The organism is Brachymonas sp. KE5, assembly GCF_057773645.1.
In genome coordinates this window covers 2390412-2405511 of sequence record NZ_CM173463.1, presented here as the reverse complement: position 1 = coordinate 2405511, position 15100 = coordinate 2390412, and the positions used below count along the sequence as shown (strand labels likewise).

The 15100-nt window shown below is 65.3% G+C and carries 15 protein-coding genes; 9 read left to right on the top strand and 6 right to left on the bottom strand.

Going from position 1 to position 15100, the window contains the following annotated elements; all coding sequences use genetic code 11:
- Positions 1-12: 12 nt before the first annotated feature.
- From ACX36O_RS11400 to ACX36O_RS11385, 4 genes are all read right to left on the bottom strand, one after another.
- A complete protein-coding gene (locus ACX36O_RS11400) occupies positions 13-1326 on the bottom strand; it encodes a HAMP domain-containing sensor histidine kinase (RefSeq protein WP_488359807.1) in 1314 nt (437 codons plus the stop codon).
- Between the two features lie 62 nt (positions 1327-1388).
- Positions 1389-2090, bottom strand: coding sequence for a response regulator transcription factor (locus tag ACX36O_RS11395; protein WP_213361674.1), 702 nt, complete (start codon positions 2088-2090; stop codon positions 1389-1391).
- A gap of 28 nt (positions 2091-2118) precedes the next feature.
- Positions 2119-2640, bottom strand: a complete 522-nt coding sequence (locus ACX36O_RS11390; protein WP_213361672.1) for a cytochrome b — start codon at positions 2638-2640, stop codon at positions 2119-2121.
- A gap of 26 nt (positions 2641-2666) precedes the next feature.
- Positions 2667-3134 (bottom strand): Spy/CpxP family protein refolding chaperone, encoded by a 468-nt coding sequence (locus tag ACX36O_RS11385; protein WP_213361671.1) that lies wholly within the window; start codon positions 3132-3134, stop codon positions 2667-2669.
- Between the two features lie 353 nt (positions 3135-3487).
- Here ACX36O_RS11385 and ACX36O_RS11380 point away from each other — a divergent pair, with 353 nt between their 5' ends.
- Both ACX36O_RS11380 and ACX36O_RS11375 read left to right on the top strand, forming a co-directional pair.
- On the top strand, positions 3488-4033 hold the full coding sequence (locus ACX36O_RS11380) for a hypothetical protein (RefSeq protein WP_213361669.1): 546 nt from the start codon (positions 3488-3490) through the stop codon (positions 4031-4033).
- A 149-nt stretch (positions 4034-4182) separates the two neighbouring features.
- Positions 4183-4356 carry a SoxR reducing system RseC family protein gene (locus tag ACX36O_RS11375; protein ID WP_143280527.1) on the top strand — a complete coding sequence of 58 codons (174 nt, stop codon included), beginning with the start codon at positions 4183-4185 and terminating at the stop codon, positions 4354-4356.
- Between the two features lie 105 nt (positions 4357-4461).
- On the opposite strand, the gene ffh is transcribed toward ACX36O_RS11375, so the two are convergent.
- Positions 4462-5883, bottom strand: coding sequence for a signal recognition particle protein (ffh, locus tag ACX36O_RS11370; RefSeq protein ID WP_213361667.1), 1422 nt, complete (start codon positions 5881-5883; stop codon positions 4462-4464).
- Between the two features lie 122 nt (positions 5884-6005).
- Between ffh and ACX36O_RS11365 the strand changes: the two genes are divergently transcribed.
- The 7 genes from ACX36O_RS11365 (at position 6006) to ACX36O_RS11335 (ending at position 13943) form a co-directional block, all read left to right on the top strand.
- On the top strand, positions 6006-6842 hold the full coding sequence (locus tag ACX36O_RS11365) for a cytochrome C assembly family protein (RefSeq protein ID WP_213361666.1): 837 nt from the start codon (positions 6006-6008) through the stop codon (positions 6840-6842).
- A 153-nt stretch (positions 6843-6995) separates the two neighbouring features.
- On the top strand, positions 6996-7250 hold the full coding sequence (locus ACX36O_RS11360) for a PP0621 family protein (RefSeq protein ID WP_213361664.1): 255 nt from the start codon (positions 6996-6998) through the stop codon (positions 7248-7250).
- A 118-nt stretch (positions 7251-7368) separates the two neighbouring features.
- The gene (gene ampD, locus ACX36O_RS11355; RefSeq protein WP_213361662.1) at positions 7369-7947 is read left to right on the top strand and encodes a 1,6-anhydro-N-acetylmuramyl-L-alanine amidase AmpD; all 579 of its coding nucleotides are present in this window, start codon (positions 7369-7371) and stop codon (positions 7945-7947) included.
- A gap of 404 nt (positions 7948-8351) precedes the next feature.
- The gene (locus tag ACX36O_RS11350; protein ID WP_488359806.1) at positions 8352-11315 is read left to right on the top strand and encodes a ribonucleoside-diphosphate reductase subunit alpha; all 2964 of its coding nucleotides are present in this window, start codon (positions 8352-8354) and stop codon (positions 11313-11315) included.
- 50 nt (positions 11316-11365) lie between these two features.
- On the top strand, positions 11366-11620 hold the full coding sequence (locus ACX36O_RS11345; protein WP_213361656.1) for a hypothetical protein: 255 nt from the start codon (positions 11366-11368) through the stop codon (positions 11618-11620).
- A 124-nt stretch (positions 11621-11744) separates the two neighbouring features.
- Complete coding sequence (locus tag ACX36O_RS11340; RefSeq protein WP_213361654.1) at positions 11745-12893, top strand: ribonucleotide-diphosphate reductase subunit beta; 1149 nt, start codon at positions 11745-11747, stop codon at positions 12891-12893.
- A gap of 183 nt (positions 12894-13076) precedes the next feature.
- Positions 13077-13943, top strand: coding sequence for a histone (locus tag ACX36O_RS11335; protein WP_250131049.1), 867 nt, complete (start codon positions 13077-13079; stop codon positions 13941-13943).
- Positions 13944-14170: 227 nt separating this feature from the next.
- Here ACX36O_RS11335 and ACX36O_RS11330 read toward each other — a convergent pair whose 3' ends face one another.
- Positions 14171-15076: a carbohydrate kinase family protein gene (locus ACX36O_RS11330; RefSeq protein ID WP_213361653.1), complete on the bottom strand. Its 906-nt coding sequence runs from the start codon at positions 15074-15076 to the stop codon at positions 14171-14173.
- Positions 15077-15100: the final 24 nt, after the last annotated feature.

Sequence of the window (15100 nt, the reverse complement as noted above, 5' to 3'; positions counted from 1 at the left end):
GCAGCCTGCCGCTCAGGAGTTGATCGGCAGGGTGATGCGCACGGCCAGCCCGGGGTTTGCATTGCGTATCGCAAACTGTCCGCCGTGTGCCTCCGCCACCAGCCGACAGAGATAGAGCCCAAGTCCGACGCCACCGCTGCTGCGCTGTCGTGCGCTATCGGGGCGGTAGAAGGCCTGTGCCAGATGCGGCAATTGCGTCTCGGGCACGCCATTGCCGTAGTCGCGCACTTCCAGCACGACTTTGTGGCCCTCGTCGCGCGAAATCGATACAGTCGGCGCCGTGCCAGGCGGACTGTGCCGCAGCGCATTGTCCAGCAGGTTGCGCAGCAGCAGCTGCATGCGGGTGCGATCCAGATCGAGTAGCGGCAGCTGTGAGTCGGCGTTGACTGCAATTGCCGCCGCGGCCGGCTGTGCACGTGCCATTTCGGCCACTGCACTGCGGGCCAGTAGCGCCAGATCGGTGGGTTCGCGCTGCAGCAGCGCATGGGGATTGGACAGGCGCTCGCTCTCCAGAAGATCCTGGATCAGGTCGCGCATCAGGGCGAGATCGCGCAACAGCGCGCTGTGTGCGGCGCGCGCTTCGGCATCATCCGGCTCGGGCAGCAATTCCATATTGAGCCGCGCGCGGGTCAGCGGGCTGCGCAGTTCATGACTCACCGCGAGCAACAGGTCGCGTCGCGCGTCCAGCATGTGGCGCAGGTTGTCAGCCATGCCGTTCACATCTTGCGCCAGGGTTGTCAGTTCGTCAGCGCCGCGATCGTTTCCGGTGGCAATCGGTGTAGCGAAATCGCCCGTACCGAAGCGCCTTGCTCCCGCGCTGATGCCCTGCAGCGGCAGCAGCATGCGATGCACGCGCCAGTAGGCCAGCGCCGTCAGCAGCAGCAGCGCCGCGAGGGTGTACCAGAGGATCGGCGGCGGCCCATCTGCCCGTGCTCCGGGGAAACTCAGTCGGAACACGATGCGATGCCCGTCCGCCGTCTGCCGCGTGAACAGCGAGGCATCGCGCTCGTTGCGCGGCCCGAAACGGCGTTCGCGCTGGGGCTGGGAATCCCAATTGGTGACCGGCCCGCTGATATGGATGGCGATCGGCAACTTCTGCGCCAGCGCCTGCGCACGCACCACGTCGGGCGGGCTGCCGATCTCTGCCGCAAGGCGATCCACATAGTCCATCGCCAGCGGGCGCACGGCGTTCTCCCAGCCCTGGTTGAAGCCCTTGCGGATACCGCTGACAAACACGGCGGCAATGGCCAGACCGAGCAGCAGGAACAGCAATACCAGCCGCAGCCGCAGCGAGTGGCGCCAGCGCAGCCAGGGGCGACCGGACACGTTTGAGGGGCCTGAAGAAGGAGGAGTTGCGGATGTCGCGCCGGGAGCAGGCGAGGCAGATTTCATGGCGACACCTGCGGCAAGGGTGGCAGCGCCAGCGAATAGCCTGCATGACGCACAGTACGAATGCAGTCGAGCGGTTCCAGCTTCTTGCGCAGGCGGCTCACCACGATGTCCACCGCGCGGGTGTACAGGTCGGCATCGTGTCCGCGCAGCGCGGCCAGGATATCGTCCCGGCTGTGCACTTTCGCCGGCGCGCGGGCCAGCAGCAAAAGCAGGTCGAACTCGGTACTGGTCAGTTCCAGCGGCTCGCCCTGACGTTTTGCCGTGCGTGTGACGGGATCGACTTCCAGCCCCTCGAAACGCAACGGACCCTCCAAAGCAGCCGAAGCGGGCGCGGGTACACGCAGGCGCCGCAGCACGGTCTGCAAGCGCGCCACCAGTTCGCGCGGCTCGAACGGCTTGGGCAGATAGTCATCCGCCCCCAGCTCCAGCCCGACCACCCTGTCCATCACATCACCGCGTGCCGTCAGCATCACGATCGGCAGATCGCTCTCGCGCCGGATGGTGCGGCACAGTTCGAAACCGTCCATTTCCGGCAGCATCACGTCGAGAATGGCAGCATCGAAGCCGCCGGAACGCAGCAAGCCAAGCCCTTCGGAGGGCGCAAATGCCTGCACCAGCTCCAGGCCGAAGCGACGGAAATAGGCCGCCAGCGGCGGCCCCAGATCCGTATCGTCATCGATCAGCAGGATGCGTGCCATGGCGCTCATTGTGACACCGCACACACGCTCAGGGACGTCCCAGCCCCATGCGAGCCAGCAGGCGGTCGCGATTGACGAACTGGTGCTTGAGCGCCGCCAGCACATGCAGCGTCACCAGCAGCACCAGCACGCCGATCAGCGTCTTGTGCACACCCAGCATGGTCACCCTTTGCAGGCTGGCCGGCAGCAGCGCGGCATTGCCGGCAGACAGGGCCTGGCCGATGGCGCTGCTGCGCACCGTGGCCATGCCGCTCAGCGGCACCAGGATCAGCACTGCGTACAGGCCACGATGCACCCAGCGCGTCAGCGCCTGGTACAGACGCGGCTGCAGCGCCGGAGCCGGCACGCCGTCGCGCCGGCGAAAGAACAGGCGCAGCGCAGTGGCGGCCAGCACCAGCAGGCCCGCCACCAGATGCCACTGGTAATCGGTCAAGGTGACACTGCCGCTTTCGCGAGCCTGCGTGACGGCCTTGCCGAGGACGAAGGCACCGCCGAGCAGCGCCAGCGTGAGCCAGTGCAGGGCGATGATGCGGGAACTATGGCGTTGCATGCTTGCGTTTTCCATGATGCCCTGCCTTACATGCGGCGAAAGCGCTTCTGCTTCTGCATGAAATCGCGCACCTTCTGCTGCTGCTCGGGGCGCAGGCTGTCATAGAAGTCGCCCATGGCGGCAATCACCTGCGGGCTGCCGGCGCGGATGGCGTCGGTCTTTTGCTGCACCAGATTCTGGGCCGCGGTGCGGTCGAACTTCGGGCCGGCAATCAGCGCCTGGAATTCGGCACGCGGGTTGTCCGCATTGCCGCGCAGGGCCTTGCGCTGCAGCGCCATCATTTCGCCCAGGGCGGCGAGCTTGGCTTTCTGCGCGGCATCCAGATCCAGGCGATCGGCCACACGTTCGATCTGCTTGGCTCGCCAGGCGGTGGCGTCGGCCTCGCTCATGCTGCCCGTGCCGTGATAGCGGGAAACGCCGCAGGCCGTCAGGCCGCCAACGACGAGGGTGATGCCGGCAAAGCCCAGCACGATGCGTTTGATCCAGGGTTTCATGGAAGCTCCTTCAGGAGAGGGTGGAACATGCTTCCATGGTGCCGGGGCATCCCGCCGCGGTCATCTCGGCGGGGTTTCGCTGTGTTTCGTTATATTTCAGCGCAATCCGTCAGCGGAAATTCACCGTCACCGGACGGGCGCCGGGCAACCCGTCCTAGCGCACCGTGACCAGCTGGCCGGCCTTGGGCGGGCTCAGCGGCGAGAAGGGGCCCAGATGGAATCCAGAGAGCGGTTACTCCGGAAAACGTCAGAAGACCTTGATCTTTATGTCTATCTATATGACGAAAAACGCCCGTTCAATTTACACAGTAGTGCCAATATAATTCAAACAATTTATTTCCAAGGAGATGCTCATGCGCAAAAATCAATGGGCGAGCGGGTTGTTGTTGACGGTATGGGGGCTGGGACTGGGCGCTTCCGCGGCCATGGCGGCTCCCGCTCTGCCAGCCCCTGTCAAGGCCCACATTGCCGACATGCGAGCCCAGTGCAAGGACGTGGGAGGGCGTCCGGAGCGCTCACCGCGCCTGCTGCAGACTGCCGACATCACCGGCGATGGCCGGGCGGACTACGTGATCAATGAAGGCGAGTTCGACTGCGATGGTGCGGCTTCGCACTTCTCCGGGGGATCCGGCGGAGCTTCCGTCAGCGTCTATGTCAGCGATGCGGCCGGCTCTGCCAAGCAGGCCTTCACCCACGGCGTGTCGGGCGTTTACCTGGAGCGAAGCGGGCAAACCGCGCGCGTCTGGCTGGGCGTAGGCGGGCCGCTGTGCGGTCAGACGCAGTTCCGTTCGCGTGCCGAGGCAGAGGTTTGCTGGCGCCCCTTGCAATGGAAAGGCGGCAAGCTGGACTTTGCCCCGGTCAGCCAGAAGCGCCCATATTCCGCCTTTGCGAAGCCTTGAGCGGGCTTGGGAAGGGTCTTCAACAGCACGGTCGCTGAAAGGCGACCGTGTCGGACCGCACTGACGCGCGATGCAGTAACCGGCCGATAGGGCACCCTGGCAGGGCTGATCACAATGCAGGACATGCAAGCACTTCAAGGAGAAACAACATGTCCTTCCTGCTCTACATGATCGGCTTCCTGATTGTCATCGGCGGCCTCGCCTGGGGCGCAACGGTGGCTGGCGTACCGCAGCTCTACATCATCATCGGCGCCGTGGTCCTGCTGGGCATCGGCATCCTGACGGCGGTGTCCAACACGCGCCACCGCGATCCGCCGAATTAAGGCAGCTTGACTGATGGCGTGGTTCTTGCCGCGCCAGCATGCAGAAAAACAAATGCCGGCTACTTGCCGGCATTTTCTATTCCGCCTCTAACGTACCAAGAGGCTTCAGCGAGGCAAGCCTCCTCCAGGAGGGAAGCCGCCCCCAGGAAAGCCACCGCCTCCCAGGCCTCCAAGCCCACCCAGCCCCTTCATGCCCCCCATGCGGCGCATCATCTTCATCAGCCCGCCGCCTTTCATCTTTTTCATCATCTCCTGCATCTGCTCGAATTCCTTGAGCAGCCGGTTCACTTCCTGCACCTGCACACCGGCGCCGGCCGCAATGCGGCGCTTGCGCGTGGCCTTGATCAGCTCGGGCTTCTTGCGCTCCTGAGGCGTCATGCTGCAGATGATGCCTTCCTTGCGCTTGATGTCCTTCTCGGCACGGTCCAGATCGCCGGGCTTGGCATTGGCGGTGATCTGCGTGGGCAGCTTGTCCATCAGGCTGGACAGGCCGCCCATCTGCTTCATCTGCTGCAGCTGGCCGAGGAAGTCGTTCAGGTCGAAGCCGTCGCCCTTTTTGACCTTGGCCGCCAGCTTCTGAGCAGCCTCCATATCCACGCCGGAAGTGACCTGTTCCACCAGCGCCACGATATCGCCCATGCCCAGGATGCGGCCGGCATGGCGTTCGGCGTCGAACTGCTCCAGACCGTCCATCTTCTCGCTGATACCGGCGAACTTGATCGGCGCATCGGCAATCTTGCGCACCGACAGCGCTGCACCACCGCGCGAGTCACCATCCAGCTTGGTCAGCACCACGCCGGTGAGCGGCAGCGCTTCCTTGAAGGCCTTGGCGGTATTGGCCGCATCCTGGCCCTGCATGGCATCCACCACCAGCAGCGTTTCCACTGGATGGACGGCGCCGTGCAGCGCCTTGATCTCGGCCATCAGCGCTTCGTCGATGGCCAGACGACCGGCCGTATCCACCAGCAGCACGTCGATGTAATGCTTCTTCGCATAGTCCAGCGCCGCGCGGGCAATGTCCACCGGTTTCTGGTCGGGCGAGCTGGGGAACCACTCGGCCCCCACCTGTTGCGTCACGGTCTTGAGCTGCTCGATGGCGGCCGGGCGGTACACGTCGCCGGACACCGTCAGCACCTTCTTCTTGCGCTTCTCGATCAGGTATTTGGCCAGCTTGCCGGTCGTCGTGGTTTTACCGGCACCCTGCAGACCCGCCATCAGGATCACCGCCGGCGGCTGCACCGACAGGTTCAGGTCGCTGATGCCCTCGCCCATGGTGGCGGCCAGCTCGCGGTTGACGATGCCGACCAGCGCCTGGCCCGGCTTGAGCGAGCCCAGCACCTCCTGGCCCATGGCCTTGTCCTTGACGCGGGCAATGAAGTCCTTCACCACCGGCAGCGCCACGTCGGCCTCGAGCAGGGCCATGCGCACCTCGCGCAGCATGTCCTGCACGTTGCTTTCGGTGATGCGCGCCTGGCCGCTCAGGTTCTTGACGAGGCGCGAGAGTTTGTCGGTGAGTGCGGAAGCCATGGGGCAGGGCGCTTTCGGAAGGGGGTGTACGGCCAGGCGAGGCGGCGGGCAGTCGGCGGGGATTTGACACGGAGCAAACCCATCCGCTACAAGCCATGGCCGGAGAAGATAAACTGTAGTCCATGATTGTAGCCAGTGCCCAGTCTTACGTCCCCATATTGACCTTTGCCAGCGCGGCCGCCTATCTGGCTGCAGCGGGTGTGTGTCATGGGCGGGCGAAGCTGAGCCGCACCGGCGCCGTCCTGCTCGGCGTGGCGGCCCTGCTGCATGCCGTAGTGATCGGCCTCGGGCTGACCAGTCCGCCGCGCTTCGGTTTCGGCCCGGCCCTGTCGATGACGGCCTGGCTGGCCTTGCTGGCCTATGCGGTCGAAAGCATCAACTACCCGCTGATGCAGTTGCGCTGGCGACTGGCCGTCACCGGCGCGGTTACCGTGCTGCTGGCTTGGCTGTTTCCCGGATCGCCGCTCAAGTCCGCCACTTCCGAATTGCTGCCGCTGCACCTCGCGCTGGGGCTGGCTTCCTACGGCCTGTTTGCCGTCGCGGTCTGGCACGCCTGGCTGATGACGCGCGCCGAAGCCCGCATGCGCGAAGGCCCGGCCCTGCTGCGAGACGAAAGCGCTGACGAGGGGCCGAAGATGCTGCCCCTGCTCACGCTCGAACGGCTCACCTTCCGCTTCGTCACGCTGGGCTTCGTGCTGCTTACCATCACTATCCTGCAGGGCTGGTTCTACAGCGAGCACCTGTATGGCGCAGTCACCAGCAGCCACTGGCGCTGGAGCCACAAGACCATTTTCTCCCTGCTGTCCTGGGTGGTGTTCGCGGCCCTGCTCTGGGGCCGCCACAGCCTGGGCTGGCGCGGTCAGCGTGCGGTGCGCATGGTGTATGCCGGTGCCGGCCTGTTGCTGCTGAGCTATGTAGGCTACCACTTCATGCTGGAGGTGGTGCTGCACCGTGGCTGATCATCTGTCGCATGCGCCGCACTGGCGCCAAGTCCTGCCTGCCGACGCACCATTTCCCGTAGCGGGTGTGCGCGGCATTGCACCGTCATTCCCTTACCCCGCTGTGAGCCCGTGCATTGCCGCACGCAGTCAGCAGCCAACCCGAACACAGCGATGAAATACCTGGTGGTGCTGGCGGTCGTCGCGATCGCCTTCTGGATCTGGAACAGCAACCGCAAGGATGCCTTGCGCGAGCGCCGTGCCGCGCAGGCGCCGCGCGTGCCGCAGGCCACGGTGCGCTGTGCCCACTGCGGTGTGCACGTGGTGCGGCAGGACGGGGTGCAGCATGACGGCCAATGGTTCTGCAGCAAGGAGCATGCGCGCCTCGGCGCACGCAGCCCGGCGGAACACAACGGGGTATCGTCATGAAGAGGCCGCCAGGGAGCGCGGCTGCTCGTCGGGCTCCATCGGCTCGGCATACACTGGCAGCTCCCCAGACCCCTGCGGAGCGCCTGACTCCGGCAGCAGGCATCCCCAAGGCGGCCGCATGAGACAGCCTCTGTGGAACCGCGGCTGGTATCGCCACGCCGCCCATCAGCCCTCGCCCAACTTCGGCCCGCGCCCGCAAGGCGCGTGCATCGACCTGCTGGTCGTGCATTCCATCAGCCTGCCACCGGGGCAGTACGGTGGCCCCGAAGTGCTGCAGCTGTTCGCCAACACGCTCGACTGGGACGCCCATCCCTACTTCCAGCAGATCCGCGGGCTGGAAGTGTCCAGCCATTTCCTGATCCGGCGCGACGGCAGCCTGTGGCAGTTCGTCAGCTGCGATGACCGCGCCTGGCACGCAGGTCCCTCCTGCTGGCGCGAACGCAGCAACTGCAATGACGATTCCATCGGCGTGGAGCTGGAAGGTCTGGAAGGCGATACCTTCGAGCCGGCCCAGTACCAGGCGCTGGCCGAACTTGGCGAAGCCATCCGCCTGCAGTACCCGCTGGCCCATGTGGCCGGCCACGAACACATCGCACCCGGCCGCAAGCAGGACCCCGGTCCCGGCTTCGACTGGCCGCGGCTGCAGCAGCTCACGCACTGGCCGCGGGAATGGTTTCCTGAGCAAGTTGCACCCTGAAATTTCAGAGTAATCAAGCCCTGATCTGCGCAGAAAAAGCCGCACTGCACGGGCCTGCTGACGCCTGTGCGCCCCCTTGTACACAGCCTGTTTCAGCGCCTCCCCCTATTTTGAGGCAAGCGCTTTCCACGTGGGAGAGAGGGCGGCCCTGTTTTGTCCAAAAAACAGTCAAAAACACCACCAATAGCGTTTCTATCTATGATCGACACTAGATATGTGGTTATGATTCCCCTCACGCGCTTTCCACTCAACCAGCCGCGCACCTCCGCCAGACAGGGCGACAGGCGGCGAGGGCAGGGCGCGGCACCCTTGCAGCGCAGTGCAATCCGGGTGCCGTCCCGGTAGGGCAAGCAGCCCCCATTCTCCGCAGCCGTTGCGCCGGCCGCTCCCAGCAGGAAGTCCCGATGTCCGCCACCCTCGCTCCCAGCACGTTCGCCGCAGCCACGCCGTTCCAGCCGGTGCATGGCGCCCCCAAAGCCAGCAGCGACTCCCCTTACGCCCACTACCAGATCATTCGCCGCAACGGCGCCGTGGTGCCGTTCGAGCCGCAGAAGATCGCCGTTGCCATGACCAAGGCCTTCCTGGCCGTGCATGGTTCGCAGGGCGCTGCCTCCAGCACTGTGCGCGAGGTGGTCGAGCAGCTCACGCAGGGCGTGGTCAAGGCGCTGCTGCGCTCGCGCCCCAACGGCGGCACCTTCCACATCGAGGACGTGCAGGACCAGGTAGAGCTGCAGCTGATGCGCAGCGACTACCACGAGGTGGCCCGCGCCTATGTGCTGTACCGCGAAAAGCGTGCGCAGGAGCGCGCCCAGCAGCAGGCGCAACAACAGGCCGTGGCCCCTGCGCCCGTGCTGCACGTGCTGGACAACGGCATCCGCACCCCGCTGGACGAAGCCGCGCTGCGCACCCTGATCAGCACCGCCTGCACCGGCCTCGGCGCCGACGTGCAGCCCGACGTCATCATCAGCGAAACCCTGCGCAACCTCTACGATGGTGTGCCGCTGGCCGAAGTGCACAAGGCCGCCATCCTGGCCGCACGCACCAGGATCGAGCTCGACCCCGACTACACCTACGTCACCGCCCGCCTGTTGCTGCATACCATGGCACGCGAAGTGCTGGGCGAGGAAGTTACGCGCGAGCAGCTGGCCATGCGTTATGCGGACTACTTCCCGCAATTCATCAAAGAGGGCGTAGAGGCCGAACTGCTCGACGAAAAGATGCTGCAGTTCGACCTGAAGCAGCTCGGCGCCGCCCTCAAGCCCGAGCGCGACGACCAGTTCGACTACCTCGGCCTGCAGACCCTGTACGACCGCTACTTCCTGCACGTGAAAAAGCGCCGTATCGAACTGCCGCAGGCCTTCTTCATGCGCGTGGCCATGGGCCTGGCGCTGAACGAAATCGAGCGCGAGGCACGCGCCATCGAGTTCTACGAGGTGCTGTCCTCGTTCGACTTCATGAGCAGCACGCCCACGCTGTTCAACAGCGGCACGCGCCGCTCGCAGCTTTCGAGCTGTTACCTCACGACGGTGCCGGACGACCTGGACGGCATCTACGAAGCCATCAAGGAAAACGCGCTGCTCTCCAAGTTCGCCGGCGGCCTGGGCAACGACTGGACGCGTGTGCGCGCCCTCGGCAGCCACATCAAGGGCACCAACGGCGAATCGCAGGGCGTGGTGCCTTTCCTCAAGGTGGTAAACGACACGGCCGTGGCCGTCAACCAGGGCGGCAAGCGCAAGGGCGCAGTCTGCACCTACCTGGAAAGCTGGCATCTGGACATCGAGGAGTTTCTGGAGCTGCGCAAGAACACCGGCGACGACCGCCGCCGCACGCATGACATGAACACCGCCAACTGGATTCCCGACCTGTTCATGCGCCGCGTGATGGAAAAAGGCCAATGGACGCTATTCTCGCCTTCCAGCGTGCCCGACCTGCACGACAAGTTCGGCGCCGACTTTGAACAGGCCTACGTCGCCTACGAAGAGAAAGCGGCACGCGGCGAAATCAGCCCGAGCAAGACCCTGCCCGCGGTGGACCTGTGGCGCAAGATGCTGTCCATGCTGTTCGAAACCGGCCATCCCTGGATCACCTTCAAGGATGCCTGCAACGTGCGCAGCCCGCAGCAGCACGTGGGCGTGGTGCACTCCAGCAACCTGTGCACCGAGATCACGCTCAACACCAACGACAACGAGATCGCCGTCTGCAACCTGGGCTCGGTCAACCTGCTGCAGCACCTCGCGGACGGCGCCAAGGGCAAGGAACTAGACCACGCCAAGCTGCGCAAGACCATCGCCACTGCGATGCGCATGCTCGACAACGTGATCGACATCAACTACTACGCCGTGAAGAAGGCGCGCGATTCCAACCTGCGCCACCGCCCGGTCGGTCTGGGCCTGATGGGCTTCCAGGATGCGCTGTACGCGCTGCGCGTGCCCTACGCCAGCGATGCAGCGGTGCAATTTGCCGACCAGTCCATGGAAGCCATCTGCTACTACGCCTACGAGGCTTCCAGCGCGCTGGCCGAGGAGCGTGGCCGCTACAGCAGCTACCGCGGCTCGCTCTGGGACCAGGGCATCCTGCCGCTGGACAGCCTGACCCTGCTGGAGCAGGCCCGCGGCGGCTACGTCGAAGTGGACCGCAGCAGCACGCTGGACTGGGAGGCCCTGCGCGAGCGCATCCGCCAGCACGGCATGCGCAACTCCAACTGCGTGGCGATTGCGCCCACGGCCACCATCAGCAACATCATCGGCGTCGATGCCTCGATCGAGCCCTGCTTCGGCAACCTGTCGGTCAAGAGCAACCTGAGCGGCGAGTTCACCATCATCAATGCCGCGCTGGTGCGCGACCTCAAGCGCCTGGGCCTGTGGGACGAAGTGATGGTGATGGACCTGAAACACTTCGACGGCTCGCTGCGCCAGATCGACCGCGTGCCGGAAGACCTCAAGGCCCTGTACGCCACCGCGTTCGAGGTGGAGCCGCAATGGCTGGTCGAAGCCGCCTCGCGCCGCCAGAAGTGGATCGACCAGGCACAAAGCCTGAACATCTACATCGCCGGCGCCAGCGGCAAGAAGCTGCACGACACCTACACCCTGGCCTGGCTGCGCGGCCTCAAGACCACCTACTACCTGCGCACCATGGCCGCCACCCATGCCGAAAAGTCGACCATCAAGGCCGGCAAGCTGAACGCGGTGTCCTCCGATGTGGGCAGTAATGGCATCGCGATGAGCGGCGCCATGCAGACGGGCGCACGGCAGCTCCAGCCGCAGGCACCGGGGTCTGCCAGTGCGGACAACCAGGCGGAACTGCCGCCAGCCGCCACAGACGTGCGCTTCTGCGCCATCGACGATCCGGGCTGCGAAGCCTGCCAGTGAGTTTTCGCGTTGCCGCACCGGCGGGTGCGGCCTTTTCCAGGGAGTCAGCCATGAGCATTGCCTTCATCGAAACCGCGCGTTTCCCGAGCCAGTTTGCAGCCGTCGAATGGTCGGCGGCCGCCAGCAGCCCGGAACTTGCCGTCTACCGCCTGCTGTCCGGCAACTGGCCGCTGGCGCAGGAAGGCGGCGACTACATCGCCATCGAGCCTGCCTCGCAGGCGGTGTACCGCTATTCACCTCAGGGCGGCGTGCAAGGGGAACCGCTCGACCAGCTGCTGTCCATTGGCCCGCATGCCTGGAACTGACGCTGCTGCCAGCCGCCACTCCGACGCCAGCACGCAACACATGCGGATTTTCCCTGTAGGGACGCCAACTTGGCTTTGCCGTAAAGCGCACTTACTTTCATAATCAGAAAACAGGACATTTACCATGCTCACCTGGGACGACGATACTGCCCTCGCAGACGCCTCACCTGCCATTTCTCCTGCTGCCGCGCAACCCCGGTCTGCGGCTGCGGCTGCGGCACTGTCCTCTCCGCAACGGGAGGCGCACGCGCTGGCCCAGCGCGTCAACGCCGCCGACAAGCGCATCATCAACGGCCACACCGACGTCAACCAGCTGGTGCCCTTCAAGTACAAATGGGCCTGGGACAAATACCTCGCCACCTGCGCCAACCACTGGATGCCGCAGGAAGTGAACATGACGCGCGACATTGCGCTCTGGAAGGATCCCAACGGCCTGACCGAAGACGAGCGCCGCATCGTCAAGCGCAACCTGGGCTTTTTCGTCACGGCCGACTCGCTCGCCGCCAACAACATCGTGCTCGGCACCTACCGCCACATCACGGCGCCCGAGTGCCGCCAGTTCCTGCTGCGCCAGGCCTTCGAGGAAGCGATCCACACCCATGCCTACCAGTACATCGTCGAATCGCTGGGGCTGGACGAGGGCGAAATCTTCAACGCCTACAACGAGATCGCCTCCATCCGCAACAAGGACCAGTTCCTGATCCCCTTCATCAACGCGCTGACCGACCCTGACTTCAGCACCGGCACGCCCGAGGCCGACCAGCTGCTGCTCAAGTCGCTGATCGTGTTCGCCTGCCTGATGGAAGGCCTGTTCTTCTACGTCGGCTTCACGCAGATCCTGGCACTGGGCCGCCAGAACAAGATGACCGGCGCCGCCGAGCAGTACCAGTACATCCTGCGCGACGAATCCATGCACTGCAACTTCGGCATCGACCTGATCAACACCATCAAGCTCGAGAACCCGCACTTGTGGACGCCTGCCTTCAAGGACGAGATCCGCGCGCTGTTCCGCGAGGCCGTCGAGCTCGAGTACCAGTACGCCGAAGACACCATGCCGCGTGGCGTGCTCGGCATGAATGCTTCGATGTTCAAGGGCTACCTGCGCTACATCGCCAACCGCCGCGCGACGCAGATCGGCCTGGAAGAACTGTTCCCGAACGAAACCAATCCATTCCCGTGGATGAGCGAGATGATCGACCTGAAGAAGGAGCGCAACTTCTTCGAAACCCGCGTGATCGAGTACCAGACCGGCGGGGCGCTCTCATGGGAATGATGTCGGTCACAATATGAGGTCTTCCTGACCAGCGCGTGGGCCCCAGGGCCGCGCAGAGGCAGGCAGTCCGTTTGAATTCAAGGCGCGCATCCCCGTCGGGGGTGGGCGCCCTGGGTCGTTTCCGGTGTTCCGTGCCGCCGGAAGCGCTGCTTGCCGCACGCTTGAGATCACAAGGAGACCCTGATGGCCACTGCCAAGAAACCGGCTACCCCCAAGAGCACCGCCAGCAAGGCGGACGAGGCTGCCACCCCGACCACCACCGCCGCCAAACCCGCTGCACGCAAGGCTCCGGCCAAGGCGGCAGCGACTGCGGTGAAGGCGACTACTGCGAAGACGGCGGCTGCCGCCAAGCCTGCAACGACAGCCAAGGCGGCTGCGGCGAAGCCCGCTGCGAGTGCGACCAAGGTGGCTGCGGCTGAGGCGGTTGCAACCAAGGCGGCTGCCCCTGTCAAGGCAGCGACCAAACCGGCCGCAGCCAAGCCCGCCGCAAGCAAGACGACCGCTGCCAAACCTGCCGCAGCAGCCAAGTCGGCCGCCAGCAAACCCGCAGTCGCTGAGGCCGCCGCCAAGCCCGCAACGGCCACGACGACTGCTGCCAAGGCAGCCACCGTGAAGAAGGCATCCCCTGCAGCCGCGGCAAAACCGGCTGAGCCCAAGGCAGCTGCGGCGAAGTCTGCCACCAGCAAGACAGGCACCAGCACCAAGTCCGCCGACGCGGCGGCAGCCACCGCCGCGGCCCCGGTAACGAAGAAAACAGCTGCTGCCAAGTCCGCGAGCACGGCCGCCAAGCCTGCTGCCAAGGCCGTGGCGTCCAGGGCGGCTGCACCCAAAGCCGCAGCACCCAAGGCGGCCACCAAGGCAGCGGCACCCAAGGCAGCGGCACCCAAGGCCACAGCACCCAAGGCCGCAGCCATCACGACCGCCACCAAGGTGAGCGCACCCCGCAAAACGGCTGCCGCCAAGGCAAGCCCGGTGAAGGCAGCGCCTGCTGCCAAGACCCAGCTGAATCCGCAAGCCGCCTGGCCTTTCCCGTCTGGCCGCAAGCCCTGAGCGCACGCGCTTCAGGGTCCTGACGAACTGAAGGATCCGGGCTCCGCAGGCAAGCGCGGCGTCCGGCTTTGCCGCCTTCTTCCGCGAGGAGGAGGGCGGCCTTGTTGCGCCCGAAGCTAGGTCAGGCGAATGTGCTCTTCATGGCAGGGCCACAATGGCTCCGTGCCCGTGCCCGTGCCCGTGCCCGTGCCCGTGCCCGTGCCCGTGCCCGTGCTTACGCGCGACGCTCAGTAGCCGGCCACCACCGCCGGATCCACCTGGTAGTTCTGCGGTCCGCGATGGGCTACCTTGAGCGCGCCCATGTAGTTGCCCAGGCGTGCGCAGCGCGCCAGATCCCAGCCCTGCTCCAGCCCGTGCAGCAGCGCGCCGCGCCAGGCATCGCCACAGCCGGTGGGATCGACCACGGCGGCCGGCGCCACTGCCGGCACCAGTTCGCAGCTGCCCTCGCGCCAGACCTCGCAGCCGGATTCGGCTAGCGTCACCACCAGGCCACGCAACTGGCGCGACAGCGCCGCGCGGTCATAGCCCAGCTTCTCGCACAGCAGCAGGGCTTCATATTCGTTCAGCGTGGTCCAGGTCGCCAGATCGATCAGGCGCTGCAGTTCCTCGGCATTGAACATCGGCATGCCCTGACCCGGATCGAACACGAAGGGAATGCCCGCCGCATGCAGCTGCTCGGCATGCTGCTGCATGGCCTCCTTGCCGTTGGGCGAGACGATGGCGACGCCGATCGGCTTGTCCTGCGGCACCGGATTGAGGTGCGCCTGCGCCATGGCGCCCGGGTGGAAGGCGGTGATCTGGTTCTGCCGGTTGTCCGTCACGATGGTGCACTGGGCCGTGTAGCAGTCATTCGCCACCGCGATATGCTCGGTCGAAATGCCCAGCTGGCGCAGGCGCTCCAGATAGTGCCCGCCGTCCTGCCCCACGGTGGCCAGCGGCAGCGCGGTGCCGCCCAGCTGGCGCACGGCATAGGCGATATTGCCGGCGCAGCCGCCGTAGTCGCTGCGCATCTGCGGCGTCAGGAAGGAAACGCTCAGCTTGTCGAGCTGGCCGGGCAGGATGTGCTCGGCAAAATGGCCGCCGAACTCGAGGATGTGGTCAAAGGCGACGGAACCGGAAATCAGGATGGACATGGGTCAGAACGGAAAAAGCCGGAC